This is a genomic window from Ensifer sp. 1H6, from assembly GCF_001976035.1.
In the GTDB taxonomy this organism is placed as follows: domain Bacteria; phylum Pseudomonadota; class Alphaproteobacteria; order Rhizobiales; family Rhizobiaceae; genus Ensifer; species Ensifer canadensis.
The window spans coordinates 80,714-96,317 of record NZ_MOAI01000026.1 but is presented as its reverse complement, the minus strand read 5'-3'; the positions used below and the strand labels follow the sequence as shown (position 1 = coordinate 96,317).

15 protein-coding genes and 1 tRNA gene are annotated in these 15,604 nt (G+C 60.6%); 9 read left to right on the top strand and 7 right to left on the bottom strand.

The genetic code is table 11. The features are described from left to right. Positions 1-133: 133 nt before the first annotated feature. Both BKP54_RS26075 and BKP54_RS26070 read left to right on the top strand, forming a co-directional pair. Positions 134-376 carry a hypothetical protein gene (locus tag BKP54_RS26075; RefSeq protein ID WP_084815149.1) on the top strand — a complete coding sequence of 81 codons (243 nt, stop codon included), beginning with the start codon at positions 134-136 and terminating at the stop codon, positions 374-376. 242 nt (positions 377-618) lie between these two features. Next, positions 619-703 (top strand) — tRNA-Leu (locus BKP54_RS26070). A gap of 95 nt (positions 704-798) precedes the next feature. Here BKP54_RS26070 and BKP54_RS26065 read toward each other — a convergent pair. The 3 genes from BKP54_RS26065 to wrbA all read right to left on the bottom strand — a co-directional run bounded on the left by BKP54_RS26065 (position 799) and on the right by wrbA (position 2,182). Beyond that, positions 799-1,017 (bottom strand): hypothetical protein, encoded by a 219-nt coding sequence (locus BKP54_RS26065; RefSeq protein WP_025427022.1) that lies wholly within the window; start codon positions 1,015-1,017, stop codon positions 799-801. A gap of 90 nt (positions 1,018-1,107) precedes the next feature. Then, positions 1,108-1,350, bottom strand: coding sequence for a DUF2188 domain-containing protein (locus BKP54_RS26060; RefSeq protein ID WP_025427021.1), 243 nt, complete (start codon positions 1,348-1,350; stop codon positions 1,108-1,110). A gap of 232 nt (positions 1,351-1,582) precedes the next feature. Further along, positions 1,583-2,182, bottom strand: a complete 600-nt coding sequence (gene wrbA, locus BKP54_RS26055) for an NAD(P)H:quinone oxidoreductase (RefSeq protein WP_025427020.1) — start codon at positions 2,180-2,182, stop codon at positions 1,583-1,585. A gap of 164 nt (positions 2,183-2,346) precedes the next feature. On the opposite strand from wrbA, the gene BKP54_RS26050 reads away from it, so the two are divergent. Together BKP54_RS26050 and gpt are read left to right on the top strand one after the other, a co-directional pair. Continuing rightward, positions 2,347-3,102: a competence/damage-inducible protein A gene (locus tag BKP54_RS26050; protein WP_025427019.1), complete on the top strand. Its 756-nt coding sequence runs from the start codon at positions 2,347-2,349 to the stop codon at positions 3,100-3,102. A 163-nt stretch (positions 3,103-3,265) separates the two neighbouring features. Beyond that, positions 3,266-3,763 (top strand): xanthine phosphoribosyltransferase, encoded by a 498-nt coding sequence (gene gpt, locus BKP54_RS26045; RefSeq protein ID WP_084815148.1) that lies wholly within the window; start codon positions 3,266-3,268, stop codon positions 3,761-3,763. 76 nt (positions 3,764-3,839) lie between these two features. Here the strand turns inward: gpt and BKP54_RS26040 are convergent, their stop codons facing one another. Next, on the bottom strand, positions 3,840-5,318 hold the full coding sequence (locus BKP54_RS26040) for a bifunctional ADP-dependent NAD(P)H-hydrate dehydratase/NAD(P)H-hydrate epimerase (protein WP_057209392.1): 1,479 nt from the start codon (positions 5,316-5,318) through the stop codon (positions 3,840-3,842). A gap of 343 nt (positions 5,319-5,661) precedes the next feature. On the opposite strand from BKP54_RS26040, the gene BKP54_RS26035 reads away from it, so the two are divergent. The 3 genes from BKP54_RS26035 (at position 5,662) to hspQ (ending at position 8,017) form a co-directional block, all read left to right on the top strand. Further along, entirely contained in the window at positions 5,662-6,000 is a 339-nt protein-coding gene (locus BKP54_RS26035) for a P-II family nitrogen regulator (RefSeq protein ID WP_025427016.1), read from the top strand. Between the two features lie 65 nt (positions 6,001-6,065). Next, positions 6,066-7,475: a type I glutamate--ammonia ligase gene (gene glnA / locus BKP54_RS26030; protein WP_025427015.1), complete on the top strand. Its 1,410-nt coding sequence runs from the start codon at positions 6,066-6,068 to the stop codon at positions 7,473-7,475. A 212-nt stretch (positions 7,476-7,687) separates the two neighbouring features. Continuing rightward, a complete protein-coding gene (gene hspQ / locus BKP54_RS26025; RefSeq protein WP_025427014.1) occupies positions 7,688-8,017 on the top strand; it encodes a heat shock protein HspQ in 330 nt (109 codons plus the stop codon). 84 nt (positions 8,018-8,101) lie between these two features. Here the strand turns inward: hspQ and BKP54_RS26020 are convergent, their stop codons facing one another. Next, complete coding sequence (locus BKP54_RS26020; RefSeq protein ID WP_057209395.1) at positions 8,102-8,731, bottom strand: invasion associated locus B family protein; 630 nt, start codon at positions 8,729-8,731, stop codon at positions 8,102-8,104. Positions 8,732-9,002: 271 nt separating this feature from the next. Here BKP54_RS26020 and BKP54_RS26015 point away from each other — a divergent pair, with 271 nt between their 5' ends. Together BKP54_RS26015 and BKP54_RS26010 are read left to right on the top strand one after the other, a co-directional pair. Continuing rightward, positions 9,003-10,817, top strand: a complete 1,815-nt coding sequence (locus tag BKP54_RS26015; RefSeq protein ID WP_084815147.1) for an extracellular solute-binding protein — start codon at positions 9,003-9,005, stop codon at positions 10,815-10,817. 194 nt (positions 10,818-11,011) lie between these two features. Next, positions 11,012-11,668, top strand: a complete 657-nt coding sequence (locus BKP54_RS26010) for a DsbA family oxidoreductase (protein ID WP_025427011.1) — start codon at positions 11,012-11,014, stop codon at positions 11,666-11,668. A gap of 97 nt (positions 11,669-11,765) precedes the next feature. On the opposite strand, the gene mfd is transcribed toward BKP54_RS26010, so the two are convergent. Further along, positions 11,766-15,275, bottom strand: coding sequence for a transcription-repair coupling factor (mfd, locus tag BKP54_RS26005; protein WP_057209398.1), 3,510 nt, complete (start codon positions 15,273-15,275; stop codon positions 11,766-11,768). A 4-nt stretch (positions 15,276-15,279) separates the two neighbouring features. Beyond that, complete coding sequence (locus BKP54_RS26000; RefSeq protein ID WP_025427009.1) at positions 15,280-15,585, bottom strand: succinate dehydrogenase assembly factor 2; 306 nt, start codon at positions 15,583-15,585, stop codon at positions 15,280-15,282. Positions 15,586-15,604: the final 19 nt, after the last annotated feature.

Below are 15,604 nucleotides of genomic sequence, written 5' to 3'. Positions count from 1 at the left end.
GCAGATGCCTGTCGCGCGGAAGGAAGAGATTTAGCCGATCGGCGAAAATGCCGATCAATAACCAACCGAACCCAAGGAAAAGCCGCCAATCGAAGGCGTTTCGCCCCTTGTGTTCTTTCATTGGAGACTATCAATGAAGATCATCATTGCCGCAGTGGCATCGCTCGCGTTTGCCGGCTCGGCCTTCGCCGCTGTGTCGTCCGCGCCTGACGAAAAGCAGACAGCCGTCAAGACCCACATCGGTCTTGAACTGGCCTATGGCCGGAATCGCATGAACGCTATAAGTCGTGATGGAGCTCCAGCCTCGGAAAAAAAGGCACAGGATAAACGTGGGGCTGCATCGAGTAACGGTAAGTCTTTTTACAACGGCAACTGAATTTTAGGAAAGGGCGGCCTCGGTCGCCCTGATTTCCGGATATTTTCACCCATGGTCGGGCGCACGCCCTTGGCGTATTTGCCCTGGCCCGAAACCCTATGTAGCGCATCGAACACCGGCGCGCGTTCCGCGGGCGTTGTTTCAAACCAGTGAGGGCAACACGGGCACATGAACTGGGCAACGAAAAATCCGCTGTTAGCCCTTCCAAAACGATAACGCCCAAGGTACTGAAAACGCCCAGTGCGGGCGTGGCGAAACTGGTAGACGCAAGAGACTTAAAATCTCTCGGCCTCGGCTGTGCGGGTTCGATCCCCGCCGCCCGCACCAGATGGCTGTTGCGGAAAGTGCTTCACGCGCAACACAGCGCGCCTACCCGCTCACCGGATGGCCCTACGTAAGTCCGCCTTTAGTTGGTGTGCCGCTTAGTGGTAGTAGAAGCAATCGCATTCGGCCCGCTGAGCATCATCGTGCCAGACCCTGACCGCCAGTTTCGTGCAGGCTCCCTTGTCCTCTAACCGCAGGCCAAGCAGGGAAACCGCTGCCGCCTTAGGGTTGAGTGCATCGACTTCAATTGCCGACCCTACCTGTTGCACGCCATTGCGGGCGGTCCAGGTGAAGATCTGAACGCTGTAGTGTTGCATTGAAAATCCTCCGCTATGCAGATGCAGTGGACGCAATACTCTTGCAGAAGCTTACGTGGAACGGACCGATCAAATTGTCCGAAAAGTCTGTCAACCGTCTTCGACGGTTGCCTCGGGTCGGTCACCGCCATCGGTATGCTCGAAGTGCCAGTCGCCTTTTTCGTCCTGGAAACTGATATCCTCGTCGTCGCCGCCGACCTGCTGTTCAGCCGCTGCGGCCTTGGCGGCCGCCAGCGCCATTTCTCGGCTGGGAAAGGGTTCCGAAAAAGCGTCGGCTGCCTTGTAGGCCCAACCGCCGTCGTGGGGAACGATGGAGTACGTGATGCGCGCCATGCTTCTCTCCCTGCACTCCGAAAGGCAATCCCGCCTTTCGCGGGCCGTTACCGCCCGGCCCAATATTCCTCCTCGTCAATGGCATTCTCATGCCGAACGGGGCGGATATTAACACAGGAATAGGCCGATAGGCCACTTTCGCGAATCAGAATGTGACAGGCCGTGCAACAACGAAAAAGCGGCCCTTTGCGGGGGCCGCTTTCCTTGTGATCTTTCAAGTCTTTTCCGTGGCTTAGGCTGACAGCTTCGTCGCAATCTTGGCGACATGCGCACCCTGATAGCGAGCGGCATCGAGCTCGACCGCCGAAGGCTGGCGCGCGCCGTCAGCGCCGGTGATGGTCGAAGCGCCGTAGGGCGAACCGCCCTTGATCTCTTCAAGACCCATCTGTCCCTGGAAGGCATAGGGAAGGCCGACGACGACCATGCCGTGGTGCATCAGGGTCGGAATGAAGCCGAGAATGGTTGTTTCCTGGCCGCCATGCTGCGTTGCCGATGACGTGAAGGCCGAGCCTACCTTGCCGACCAGCTTGCCCTGCGCCCAGAGAGACCCGGTCTGGTCGATGAAGTTGCGCATCTGCGAGGCAACGGTGCCGTAGCGTGTGCCGGCGCCAAAGATGATGGCGTCATAGTCCGCCAGTTCGTCGATAGTTGCGATCGGTGCGGCCTGATCCACCTTGTAGTACGATGCCTTGGCAACGTCTTCCGAGACCAGTTCGGGAACGCGCTTGACGACGACGTCGGCACCTGCCGATTTGGCGCCTTCCGCAACCGCGTTGGCCATCGTTTCGATGTGTCCATATGCCGAATAGTAGAGAACGAGAACCTTGGCCATAAATGCTCCTTTGGATTCAGGCAATTCCGCTTGATTACCGTCGTCTGCAGGATTTATCAAAATGCGTCCGGTTGCCAGGAGCCGTACGGTCAACAGAGCGTCCTCAATTCTCGAACAATCACCTGATGCTACTGAACAATCATCTCACATAAGCAGGATCGCCAATGAGCAGCCCTAAGATCGTTACTGCCGCCATGGTCGCCATTGGCGACGAGCTGCTGTCCGGCAGGACCAAGGACAAGAACATCGGCCATCTCGCCGACATGATGACGATGGTCGGGATCGATCTGCGCGAGGTCCGCATCGTTCCCGACGAGGAAGCCTCGATCGTCGACGCCATCAACGCCGTGCGCGAGCGCTATGACTACGTCTTTACGTCTGGTGGGATCGGGCCGACCCATGACGACATCACGGCCGACGCGGTCTCGAAGGCTTTCGCTGTAGACTGCATCTATGACGAACGAGCCATGACACTGCTCGGCGCGATGTACGAACGCCGCGGCATGGAATTCTCGGACGCGCGCAAGCGCATGGCGCGCATGCCGGAGGGTTCCCGATTGATCCCCAACCCGGTCTCCACCGCACCGGGCTTTGCCATTGGCAACGTGCACGTGATGGCCGGCGTGCCACAGGTGTTCCAGGCGATGCTCGACGCGATCATGCCGGATCTGCAGACCGGTACGCCGTTGCTCTCGCAATCGGTCCGCTCGCCCTATGGGGAAGGCGACATCGGCACGCCGCTGACCGAAGTGCAGAAGAACCATCCGGAGACGAGCATCGGCTCCTACCCCAAATTCGACGGCAAGGTCTTCTCCACCGACATCGTCGTGCGGGCGCGCGATCCGCAGGCTTTGTCGGCGGCCGCTGCCGATGTGCAGGCAATGATCGATACGATCACCGCCTCCCGCGCCAAAGTCTGACGGCCGGCGGGAGGAGCCGGCAGATGTGGAAGGATGCGAAGCTCTTGCGCACCGGCCGTCATTGCCGCTATTGCATGTCGGCAAATCAGGATGAAGCGTCAGCGCCTGCCCGATCTGCCGGATGCTTCGCCTTTACCTCGTCCAGACAAGCCGGAGCCCAGAAATGTCCCTGCCCGATAAAGCCTTCCCCGTTTCCTGGGATCAGTTCCACCGCGACGCGCGCGCGCTTGCCTGGCGGCTGGCCGACCAGGGGCAGGAATGGCGTGCCATGGTCTGCATCACGCGCGGCGGACTCGTGCCGGCGGCCATTATCTGCCGTGAGCTCAATATCCGCATGATCGAGACGGTGTGCATCGCTTCCTACCACGACTACGACACGCAGGGACAGATGAAGGTGCTGAAGGGCATCGCGCCTGAGACTGCCAAGGATGGCGGCGAAGGCGTGCTGATCATCGACGACCTGACCGATACCGGCAAGACGGCAGCCGAAGTTCGAGCCATGCTGCCGAAGGCACATTTTGCCGCCGTTTACGCCAAGCCCAAGGGCCGGCCGATGGTTGACACGTTCGTGACCGAAGTGAGCCAGGACACCTGGATCTACTTTCCGTGGGATCTGGGCTTCACCTATCAGGAGCCGATCGCCAAGGGAACGCGCGGCTAATAATCAGCTAATGCCAACATGTACGCCCTCGGCTCGCGCCAGCGAACCGAGGGCTTTTTTTACAACGCCGAACGCTTCAGCCAAGCGGCGGGATCGACGTCACCAAGGTTTCGGCCGTCAACCCCGGTCCGGCACGCGCACCGGCAGCACCATGGCGCCAGACACCGGCCGCGGCAGCCTCGAAGGCCGGCATGCCCTGCGCCAGATGCGCACCGACAATGCCTGCGAGAACATCGCCGGATCCCGCCGTTGCCAGTGACGGCGGGGCGTTGGCGTTCACGGCAACCTTCCCATCCGCCCCCGCGATGACGGTATCGGCTCCCTTGTAGACAATTGTGGCGTGGCTGATCCGCGCCGCCGCCTGGGCCTTCTCGATCTTCGACAGCTTTTCGTCGCGAGCGATCTCGGGGAAGAGCCTGGCAAACTCGCCCTCATGCGGAGTCATCACCACCCTGCCGGCCGCAACCGCCAGCCGCTCGAACAATTCTGACCTGCGCTCCTGAAACGACGTGATGCCGTCCGCATCGAGAACCAGCGCGCGGTCGCAAAGTTGTAGCGCAAAGTCGCACGCTCGGTCGCCAACGCCGAACCCGGGCCCGAGAACAAAAGCGCCGAGCCTTGTGTCCCGCAACCAATGCTCCAGGTCCTGCCGATCATCGATCTCCCTCAGCATCACCGCCGTCAGTTGTGCCGCATTGATATCAAGAGCCGATTTCGGTGACGCCACCGTCACCAGACCGGCCCCGGCGGCAAGACCGGCCGCTGCCGACAGCCGCGCGGCACCAGTCGCCTGAGCTCCTCCCGAGAAGACAACCAGATGGCCACGGCGGAACTTGTGGGTCGACGCGTCAAGCCTTGACGCCTGATCTGACCAGAGCGCCGGCGTGTTGAGGCGCCAGCCGCCGCCTTGCGCCTGCACGATGCGAGCCGGTATGCCGATATCGACTACGTCAAGCGCGCCGGACAGGGAGCGGCCGGGAAGCAGCAGATGACCCGGCTTCCTCGCCATGAAGGTGATCGTGTGGCTTGCCGCGAATGCCGCCCCCCGGATTTGCCCGGTTCGACCGTCAACGCCGCTCGGCAGGTCGACGGCAATGACGGGCACGCCCTTAGCGTTGATCCTTTCAATTACTTGCACCACCTGTTCCGGCAGATCGCGCGAGAGCCCTGCGCCGAAGAGTGCATCGACGACAACATCTCCAAGATGCGGCACGAGCGAAGCAAGCGGATCTATCGCGCCATCCCACAGTTGCCGTGCACGGTCCGCATCGCCAGAAAGGGCGGCGGCCGGGTCGCCGAAGGCGAAAACGGCAACGTTCGCACCGCACTCGGCAAGCGCTGATGCCGCGACATAGCCGTCGCCACCATTGTTGCCGGGGCCGCACAGCACGACATAGCGTTGTGCCTGCGGAAACAACCTGAGCACTGCGGCAGCCACTGCCAACCCGGCGCTGCGCATCAGCAGGAAGCTGTCGATCCCCGATTGCGCGGCTGCCAGGTCTATAGCCGCCATTTCGGCCGGCGTAATCAACACGTCATGAAGCGAAGAGTGCATGCCTCAGACTTAACGCTCTGCGCCGGCCAACGGCAAGTGGCACGCACAAAATGCTATCTGCTCATCTTTGATGCATCTGCACATATTTATTGCTTAAATAACGTGCTTTGATGCCTTCCACGACCAGACCATCGTCGCAAATCCGAGGACACCGGTGGAAAACTTATAAAAAATAGGCAGACCTCCTGGCGGCAAAGGCATGGAAAGCAGCCACCGCTCGTCACCCAAAAGAAATTTTGCCACTCGGCAATCATTTTGCAGAAAAACTGGCATGCAACGTGCATATTGAGCGGCGAGCGGGCATGATCCTGCTTTAAAGGGAGAAGCGGAGAGACATTTTCTCATGAAAAAGATCGAAGCGATCATAAAACCCTTCAAGCTCGACGAAGTGAAGGAAGCCCTTCAGGAAGTCGGCCTGCAGGGCATTACCGTCACGGAAGCAAAGGGCTTCGGTCGACAGAAGGGTCACACGGAGCTGTATCGCGGCGCCGAATACGTCGTGGACTTCCTGCCGAAGGTAAAGGTCGAAGTGGTGCTGGCGGACGAAAACGCGGAGGCTGTCATCGAGGCAATCCGCAATGCTGCACAAACCGGCCGGATTGGCGACGGAAAGATTTTCGTTTCCAACATTGAGGAAGTCATCCGAATTCGTACCGGCGAAACCGGCCTCGACGCCATCTGATCCTCAGGGGCCACTCGGCCCTGCACTTTTCAAACCTCGTCATCTCACACAGGGAATTACTGACAATGACGACTGCAAGCGATATTCTGAAGCAAATCAAGGACAACGACGTCAAGTTCGTCGACCTGCGCTTTACCGACCCCAAGGGCAAGCTGCAGCATGTAACGATGGATGTCGTCTGCGTCGACGAAGACATGTTCGCCGACGGCGTCATGTTCGACGGTTCCTCGATTGGCGGCTGGAAGGCCATCAACGAGTCCGACATGGTGCTGATGCCCGATCCGGAAACAGCGCATATGGACCCGTTCTTCGCGCAGTCGACGATGGTCATCATCTGCGACATTCTCGATCCGGTTTCGGGCGAAGCCTACAACCGCGACCCGCGCGGCACGGCAAAGAAGGCCGAAGCCTACCTGAAGGCCTCCGGTATCGGCGACACCGTCTTCGTTGGCCCGGAAGCCGAATTCTTCGTCTTCGACGACGTCAAGTACAAGGCCGATCCTTATAACACCGGCTTCAAGCTCGACTCCTCGGAACTGCCGTCCAACGACGACACTGACTACGAGACCGGCAACCTCGGCCACCGTCCGCGCGTCAAGGGCGGCTATTTCCCGGTCCCGCCGATCGACAGCTGCCAGGACATGCGCTCCGAAATGCTGACGGTTCTGTCCGAAATGGGCGTCACCGTCGAAAAGCATCACCATGAGGTGGCCGCTGCGCAGCACGAACTCGGCGTCAAGTTCGATGCTCTGGTTCGCAACGCCGACAAGATGCAGATCTACAAGTACGTCGTGCATCAGGTCGCAAACGCCTATGGCAAGACCGCAACCTTCATGCCGAAGCCGATCTTCGGCGACAACGGCTCGGGCATGCACGTGCACCTGTCGATCTGGAAGGACGGCAAGCCGACCTTCGCAGGCGACGAATATGCCGGCCTGTCGGAAAGCTGCCTCTACTTCATCGGCGGCATCATCAAGCATGCAAAATCGCTGAACGCCTTCACCAACCCGTCGACGAATTCCTACAAGCGTCTCGTCCCCGGCTACGAAGCCCCGGTTCTGCTTGCCTATTCCGCCCGCAACCGCTCGGCATCGTGCCGCATTCCGTTCGGCACCAACCCGAAGGCCAAGCGCGTCGAAGTCCGCTTCCCGGATCCGACCGCCAACCCCTACCTCGCCTTCGCAGCGATGCTGATGGCCGGCCTCGACGGCATCAAGAACAAGCTGCATCCGGGCAAGGCCATGGACAAGGACCTCTATGACCTGCCGCCGAAGGAACTGAAGAAGATCCCGACCGTTTGCGGCTCGCTGCGCGAAGCGCTCGAAAGCCTCGACAAGGATCGCAAGTACCTGACCGCCGGCGGCGTCTTCGACGACGATCAGATCGATTCCTTCATCGAACTGAAGATGCAGGAAGTCATGCGTTACGAAATGACCCCGCACCCGGTTGAGTACGACATGTACTACTCGGTCTAAGACCGACGGGTCGGACGGCGGATGCCGCACCCGGCCCGAAACGACGTGGCAAGCCGGCGGGGTTCAAGGGACCCCGTCGGCTTGTTTTTTAGGGGCAACCTGCCGCGGAGGTGTAAGAAGGCAGGGAAGACGTACACGAAGCCGTGCATGGCACCCTATTGATGTTTTGGGTTTGGCAACCCAGATAATCCCTTGAAAGGATGTGTTGCGTCATGAAACAGAGAAACGCGAAATTCGAGATCGGACAGGTGGTTCGCCATCGGGTTTTCCCGTTCCGCGGCGTCGTCTTCGACGTCGACCCGGAATACGCAAACACCGAGGAATGGTGGAATGCCATCCCGCAGGAGATCCGCCCAAGCAAGGATCAACCCTTCTACCACCTGTTCGCCGAAAACGACGACAGCGAGTATGTCGCCTACGTGTCCGAACAGAACCTGGTTTCCGACGAGAGCGATCGGCCGATACGCCACGCTCAGGTCGACGCCCTGTTCGAGAAGGATGACATCGGGCATTACAAGCCCAAGGTGACGTTCCGCCACTAGCGGCCGATACTGCCGCCTCGCCCAAATGAAAAACGCCCGGATTTCGTCCGGGCGTTTCTTTATTCCTGGCGTGGGCCGAAGCGCTTAGTTCTGCTTGGCCGCCTTCTGGGCGTCTTCAAGCTTCTTGCGCGCGTCTTCAGCCTTCTTCTGCATTTCTTCCTGCAGCAGGCGCTGGCGCTCTTCGAGCTGCGACTGTTCGATCGGCTCGCCGTCGAAAATGCCGGTAAAGCCTTCGAGACCCATCTTGATCGGGTTCGGTGCGCGCTGGAAGTTGACGGAGGTGAAGACCACCTCGTTGCCCTTCTTCAGGCTTGCGATCAGCTGGTCGGACAGCGGGGCTTCAGCCACGCACTTGTCGGGCATGCAGATGGCGTAGTCGAGCTTCACCGGCTTGCCGCCGTCGATCTGCATCTGGACGCCGGTCGGGATCAGTCGCGCTGACGGCACCGAAATCTGCAGGACCTTGCGGTTGACCTTGCCGGTTACGGTGATGAGGCCAACTGCGGTGACGAGCTGACCGTTGTTTGCTGTCAGCAGATTCTGAACGATGCAGACATCGTTGTCTTCCTGCTTGGTGCAGACCTTGAACCAACCCTGCGGGGGCTTGCCACCTGCCTGCTGGGCAGATGCAACGCCCGGAACGCCCGCAGCTGCTACAGAAAGCGCCAGCGTTGCCAGTCCCGCACGTTTGGTGAAGTTCGACTTGAAGATCATTGTGATTCCGTCTCCTGAAATCCGGTAACGGAACAATTCGTTCCGCAGGTGAGTATCGTCAGCCGCCGTTGTCCTGTTGGCCAAATAAGGCAAATGCATGACCCCGTTTCCGGAAACACCTGTTACATTGGCTCGTGCGGTTTATCCAGTGTTTCTTGCTTTTTTTTGACCTCTTGCCCGCCGGAATTTGCGTATAGCTTCGGTTGGAATTGTCGACCGGCATTGGTAACGTGCCGGGAATCGGCCTAATGCCACTTCACTGGAGATAACGTTGCGCACAATTCTTTCCGGTCTGGCCATCCTGCTGGCCGCAACCGCATTCGGTGGCGCCGCGACGGCCGCTCCCGTGCATGCCATCTCAATGCACGGCGAGCCTGCCCTGCCCGCGGACTTCAAAAGTTTCCCCTACGTCAACCCCGATGTAAAGAAGGGCGGCAAGATTTCCTACGGCGTGGTCGGGACCTTCGACAGCGTCAATCCCTTCATCCTGAAGAGCATGCGCACGACAGCGCGCGGCATGTGGGATCCAGAATACGGCAATCTCGTCTACGAATCGCTGATGCAACGCTCCCGCGACGAGCCGTTCACGATGTACGGCTTGCTCGCCCAGACGGTGGAATGGGACGACGACCGGACGTTCATTCAATTTAACATCAACCCGGATGCCCGCTGGGCGGACGGGCAGCCCGTAACGGCTGATGATGTCATCTTCACCTTCGAACTGATGCGCGACAAGGGCCGCGTTCCCTTCAGCAACCGAATGGCGAAGGTGGCGAAACTAGAGAAGGTCGGCGACCTCAGCGTCCGCTTCACCTTCACCGAAGATGCTGACCGCGAGCTGCCGCTGCTGCTCGGGCTTTCTCCGGTTCTGCCGAAACATGCAACCGATGTGGCGACCTTCGACCAGACAACGCTCAAGGCCCCGCTTGGCTCGGGCCCCTATCGCGTTGCTGAAGTCAAGCCGGGCGAACGGATCGTCTATCGCCGCAACCCGGATTATTGGGCCAAGAACCTTCCTTCCAAGGTCGGATTCGACAATTACGACGAGATCTCCGTCGAGTATTTCCTGCAGGAAAATTCCCTCTTCGAAGCCTTCAAGAAGGGCGAAATCGACATCTACCCGGAAGGCAGCGCCACAAAATGGGCGCGCGGCTACGATTTTCCGGCCGTGCGCTCTGGCGATGTCGTCAAGGAGACGTTCACACCGAAGACGCCTTCGGGCATGCTGGGCATCGTCTTCAACACCCGCAAGCCGATGTTCGACAACCTCAAGCTCCGCCAAGGCTTGGCGCTCGTCTTCGACTTCGAGTGGGTCAACAGGAACCTGTTCGACAGCGCATACACCCGCACCCAGAGCTACTGGCAGAACTCGACGCTTTCGTTCCTAGGCGCGGCAGCCGATGACCGCGAACTCGGGCTGATCGGCGATGCGCGCGAACAGATCAACCCGGCGATCCTCGACGGCACCTACCGCCTGCCGGTGACGGATGCCTCCGGCCGCGACCGCAATGTGCTGCGCGTTGCCGTCTCGCTGCTGCGCGAGGCCGGCTATCAGATCAAGGACGGCAAGATGGTCGACGCCAAGGGCGCACCGCTTGCCTTCGAAATCATGAGCCAGAATGCCGGCCAGGAGAAGATCGCCCTTGCCTACCAGCGCTTCCTGGCGCCGCTCGGCATCAAGGCCTCCGTGCGCACGGTCGACGATTCGCAGTATCAGCAACGCAGCCAGTCGTTCGACTACGACGTCATTATCAAGTCCTTCCCGTCCACGCTCTCGCCGGGCATCGAGCAGGTGGGGCGCTGGACCTCGCAGTCGCGCGATCGCCAAGGAAGCGACAACTTTGCCGGCGTTGCCGACAAGGACGTCGACCGGATGGTCGAGAACATCCTGCAGGCCAGAACGACAGAAGATTTCACCGCGGCCGTTCGTGCCCATGACAGGTTGCTGGTCAACAATTCCTACCTCGTGCCGCTCTACCACTTGGATGCCCAGTGGGTTGCACGGCGCAAGCATATTGCCCGGCCGGCCACCGTGCCGCTCTATGGCTACCAGTTGCCCGCCTGGTGGGACGCGAACGCCCAATAAAAGGGTCGCTTCCCTCTACAGCGCCGCGCGTCTTCTCAGACGCGCCAGGGTCGCTGCGGCACTTTGAATTGCTGCATGTTTTATCCTTAAATCGAATGCGATTTAAGGATAAAACATGCAGCAGGAACGCATTGAAAGCCCGATGGAACCGGCTTATCTCGCAGCTTTGTCCAAGAGGAAAGGCATCTCACATCATGCAAACCGTCAGCATCGATATCGTCTCCGACGTCGTCTGCCCGTGGTGCTATCTCGGCAAGGCTAGGCTCGACCAGGCGATCGCCGATGTCGCCTCGGAGTTGCAGGTCGCAGTGCAGTGGCGTCCCTATCAGCTCAATCCCGACCTTCCGCCTGAAGGCGTCGATCACAAGCAGCATCTTGCCGCCAAGCTCGGTGGCCAGGCAGCGGTCGACAAGGCGCATGAGACGTTGAAAGCACTCGGCAATGCCGATGGCATCGCCTTCGATTTCGATGCGGTGAAGATCAGCCCCAATACGCTCGACGCGCACCGGCTCATTCGCTGGGCGGCGACCAATGGCGAAGTGGCGCAATCGGCCGTCGTCAGCCTGCTCTTCAAGGCGAACTTCGAGGACGGCCGCAATGTCGGCGATCAGGCTGTTCTGCTCGATATCGCCGCTGAGGCCGGCCTCGACCGGCCCGTTATCGCAGCGCTCCTCAACTCGGATGCCGACAAGGATGCAGTCAAAGAAGAGATCGGCATGGCACGCGAGATGGGCGTCACCGGCGTCCCCTGCTTCATCCTCGACGGGCAATATGCCGTCATGGGTGCGCAATCGGTCGAAGTGCTCAGCAACGCGCTTCGCGAAATCGCGCAGATGAAGGCTACCGCTTGATTCCCTTAAATCGGAAGCGATTCAAGGAAGTACGCAGAAAAGCTAAAGCAATGGCAAGTCCTCTCGCGCCGCCAAAGGAACAGCGGCGCGAAGGCGATTAAACCTGTTTCGCCAACCCTGCGAGCTGCGTCATCACCATCGCCGCGCCCGAGAGGCGCTTTTCCGGCGTAACCAGCTCGCGCTGGAAGAAGATGCTGTGATCCGGCCTGATCTTCGCCAGCGTGCCCTGCTTGGCGATGTAGCCGACCAGCGCTGCCGGGTTCGGGAATTCCTTGTTGCGGAGCTGCACGACGACGCCCTTCGGGCCGGCATCGAGCTTTTCGACATTGGCCGTGCGGCAGAGCGACTTGATATAGACGATCTTCAGGAGGTGCTGCACCTCGATCGGCAGCGGGCCGAAGCGGTCGATCATCTCCGCGCCGAAACCGTCGATCTCCTTGAGGTCCGTCAGCTCGCCAAGGCGGCGGTAAAGGCCAAGCCGCAGATGCAGATCCGGCACATAATGTTCCGGGATCATCACCGGCGTGCCAACAGAGATTTGCGGCGACCAGCCGGTATCGTGGACCTCTTCCTCACCCTTGAGCTCAGCGACCGCTTCCTCGAGCATCTGCTGATAGAGTTCGAAGCCAACTTCCTTGATATGGCCGGACTGTTCTTCGCCGAGCAGGTTGCCGGCGCCGCGAATGTCGAGGTCGTGGCTTGCCAGCTGGAAGCCGGCGCCGAGCGTGTCCAGCGACTGCAACACCTTCAACCGCCGCTCGGCCGTTGCCGTCAGCGTCTTGTTGACCGGTAGCGTGAACAGCGCGAAGGCGCGCACCTTCGAACGACCGACGCGGCCGCGAAGCTGGTAGAGCTGCGCCAGGCCGAACATGTCGGCACGATGCACGATCAAGGTATTGGCCGTTGGCACATCGAGGCCGGATTCGACGATGGTCGTCGACAGCAGAACGTCATACTGCCCTTCATAGAAGGCGTTCATGATGTCTTCGAGTTCGGTTGCCGGCATCTGGCCGTGGGCGACGGCGACCTTCAGGTCCGGTACATCGGATTTCAGGAAGTCATGGATCTCCGAGAGATCGCTGAGGCGTGGGCAGACATAGAAGCTCTGGCCGCCGCGATAATGCTCGCGCATCAAGGTCTCACGGATCACCAGCGCGTCGAACGGCGAAATGAAGGTGCGCACCGCCATGCGGTCGACAGGCGCCGTGGTAATGAGCGACAGTTCGCGCACCCCGGTCAATGCCAGTTGCAGCGTGCGCGGGATCGGTGTCGCCGACAGCGTCAGCACATGCACGTCCGACTTCAGCTCCTTCAGCCGTTCCTTGTGCTTGACGCCGAAATGCTGCTCCTCGTCGATGATCAGCAAGCCAAGGTTGGCGAAATTGACCGTCGTTCCGAGCAGGGCATGGGTGCCGACCACGACATCGGTCTTGCCATCAGCTACTTCCTTCTTGGTCAGCGCCAGTTCCTTGGAGCCAACAAGGCGCGACGCCTGCTGGATGCGGATCGGCAGGCCGCGAAAACGTTCGGTGAATGTCTTGAAATGCTGCCGCGCAAGCAGCGTCGTCGGCACGACGACAGCAACTTGAACCCCATTCATTGCCGCGATGAAGGCCGCCCGCAGCGCAACCTCCGTCTTGCCAAAGCCGACGTCGCCGCAGACAAGGCGGTCCATCGGCCGCCCGCTGCCAAGATCCTCGCGCACGGCATCGATCGAACTCAGCTGGTCCTCGGTTTCGTCATAGGGGAAGCGCGCGACGAATTCGTCATAGGCTCCATCCTGGGCCACCAGCACGTGCGCATGCCGGGTGTGGCGCTCGGCGGCGATGCGGATGAGACCGCCCGCCATATCGAGCAGACGCTTCTTGAGCTTCGCCTTGCGAGCCTGCCAAGCGACGCCACCGAGCTTGTCGAGAATCGCATCGGTCCCTTCGGACCCGTAGCGGGACAGGAGCTCGATGTTTTCGACCGGGAGAAAGAGCTTGGCGTTGTCGGCATAGACGAGTTCGAGGCAATCGTGCGGCGCGCCGACCGCTTCGATCGTGCGCAGTCCGACGAAACGGCCGATACCGTGTTCGGCGTGCACCACGTAGCTGCCTTCATCAAGGCCCGCGACCTCGGCAATGAAGTCGGCACCGCGCTTGCGCCGCTTGGAGCGGCGGACCATGCGATCGCCGAGAATGTCCTGCTCGCCGATAACAACGAGATCACCCGTTTCAAAACCCGCTTCAAGGCTGAGGACCGCCGCTGCGGCTTCGCCTGACTTCAGCGTGTTGACGTCGGCCAGCGCCTTGATCTGGCGAATATTGCCAAGGCCATGTTCCACGAGAACCTGCAGCAGGCGGTCGAGAGACCCCTCGCTCCAGCCTGATACGACGACCTTGAAGCCTTTGGAGCGCTTCTCAGCGATGTATTTCACCGCCTGGTCGAAGACGTTGACGCGATCGCTCTCCGCCTCGCCTTCGCCGGCGCTCTTTGCCCAGCGCGCACCTTGCCGCGCATCGACGGTGACGACCTGGCGGACCTCGCCTTCCTGCTCGTTGAAGGGCGTGAGCCGGACGGCGCTGCGCTCGACTAGCGCCGCCGTAAATCCTTCCGCGTTCAGATAGAGGAACTCAGGCGGCACCGGCTTGTAGGGCGTGCCCTGAGTGGCCAGCGACCTGCCCGGCGACGCTGCCGTGTGGCGGGCATCGTAGTAGTCGAGAATGAGCTTCGACCGTTCGGCTGCGGCTTCCCGCGCCACATGGTCGGTGACGATGCGAAAGCCTTCGAGATAATCGAAGACGGTCTCGAGGCGATCGTAGAAGAGCGGCAGCCAATGCTCCATGCCGGCGTAACGACGCCCCTCGGAAACGGCCTGGTAGAGCGCATCATCGCGGGTCGTGGCACCGAAGAGCGACAGATATTGCTTGCGGAAATGGCTGATGGTTTCCGGCGTCAGCGACACCTCGCTCATCGGGTTGAGGTCGAGGGAGCGGACCTGGCCGGTCGTGCGCTGGCTGGCCGGATCGAAGGAGCGGATGGTTTCGAGCGTGTCGCCGAAGAAATCGAGCCGCAGCGGATCGCCACTGCCGGGAACGAAGACGTCGAGAATGCCGCCGCGCACGGCATATTCGCCGACTTCGCGAACGGTCGCCACGCGCTCGAAGCCGTTGCGTTCCAGACGCGCCGCGACATCGTCCATGCGCACCTGGTTGCCGGGACGCGCGGAGAAAGCGAGGCTTTCGATCACATCCTGCGGCGAAATCTTCTGCAGCGCGGCATTGACCGTCACCAGCACGATCGCCGCATGCGGCTTCTTGCGGTGGGCGATCAGAGCGCTGAGGGCCGCAAGCCTGCGCGCCGAGGTATCGGCACTCGGAGATACCCGGTCATAGGGAAGGCAGTCCCACCCAGGCAGGGTCAGGACCGGTATATCGGGGGCAACGAACCCGAGGACCTGCTCCAGGTCGGCTATGCGCTGGCCATCGGAAAGAATGTAGGCGATCGGCGCACCGGCGCGGGCCAGATCGGCAAGCACCAGCGCTTCGGCGCCGGATGGAACCGGGCCAATCGTGACTTCACGGGTCGCGGCGACAATCTTCTTCGGGTCAAGGCCAGCCAGCATCGATCTACTTCATCTCTTCGGGGAGCCGCTCGAAATTGGGGCGGTAGGCCGCGATGCGCGTAAACATCGGCGTCTGGTAGCGTTCGGGCACCGGCTTTTCGCCGATGATCCACCTAACGAGATCGTTGTCTTCCTCGCCCATGATGATCTCAAGCTCGTCCAGTTCAATGTCGGACAAGGCGGAAAGCTCGGCTTCTGCAAACTGCCCGAGGATCAGGTCCATTTCGCGTATGCCGCGATGCCAGGCACGAAACAGGATCCGGCGGCGACGCGGATCGAGATCGGCGCTGGTGCGTGAAATGCCAGTCATGGAGATTCCTTCCTGCCGT

Coding starts and splice junctions, on each gene's coding strand:
- mfd (WP_057209398.1), bottom strand. CDS start 15,275: ATGCTGGCTGGCCTTGACCCGAAGAAGATTGTCGCCGCGACCCGTGAA.
- BKP54_RS26000 (WP_025427009.1), bottom strand. CDS start 15,585: ATGACTGGCATTTCACGCACCAGCGCCGATCTCGATCCGCGTCGCCGC.
- BKP54_RS26050 (WP_025427019.1), top strand. CDS start 2,347: ATGAGCAGCCCTAAGATCGTTACTGCCGCCATGGTCGCCATTGGCGAC.
- BKP54_RS26035 (WP_025427016.1), top strand. CDS start 5,662: ATGAAAAAGATCGAAGCGATCATAAAACCCTTCAAGCTCGACGAAGTG.
- BKP54_RS26075 (WP_084815149.1), top strand. CDS start 134: ATGAAGATCATCATTGCCGCAGTGGCATCGCTCGCGTTTGCCGGCTCG.
- wrbA (WP_025427020.1), bottom strand. CDS start 2,182: ATGGCCAAGGTTCTCGTTCTCTACTATTCGGCATATGGACACATCGAA.
- BKP54_RS26065 (WP_025427022.1), bottom strand. CDS start 1,017: ATGCAACACTACAGCGTTCAGATCTTCACCTGGACCGCCCGCAATGGC.
- BKP54_RS26020 (WP_057209395.1), bottom strand. CDS start 8,731: ATGATCTTCAAGTCGAACTTCACCAAACGTGCGGGACTGGCAACGCTG.
- BKP54_RS26040 (WP_057209392.1), bottom strand. CDS start 5,318: ATGCACTCTTCGCTTCATGACGTGTTGATTACGCCGGCCGAAATGGCG.
- gpt (WP_084815148.1), top strand. CDS start 3,266: ATGTCCCTGCCCGATAAAGCCTTCCCCGTTTCCTGGGATCAGTTCCAC.
- hspQ (WP_025427014.1), top strand. CDS start 7,688: ATGAAACAGAGAAACGCGAAATTCGAGATCGGACAGGTGGTTCGCCAT.
- BKP54_RS26010 (WP_025427011.1), top strand. CDS start 11,012: ATGCAAACCGTCAGCATCGATATCGTCTCCGACGTCGTCTGCCCGTGG.
- BKP54_RS26060 (WP_025427021.1), bottom strand. CDS start 1,350: ATGGCGCGCATCACGTACTCCATCGTTCCCCACGACGGCGGTTGGGCC.
- glnA (WP_025427015.1), top strand. CDS start 6,066: ATGACGACTGCAAGCGATATTCTGAAGCAAATCAAGGACAACGACGTC.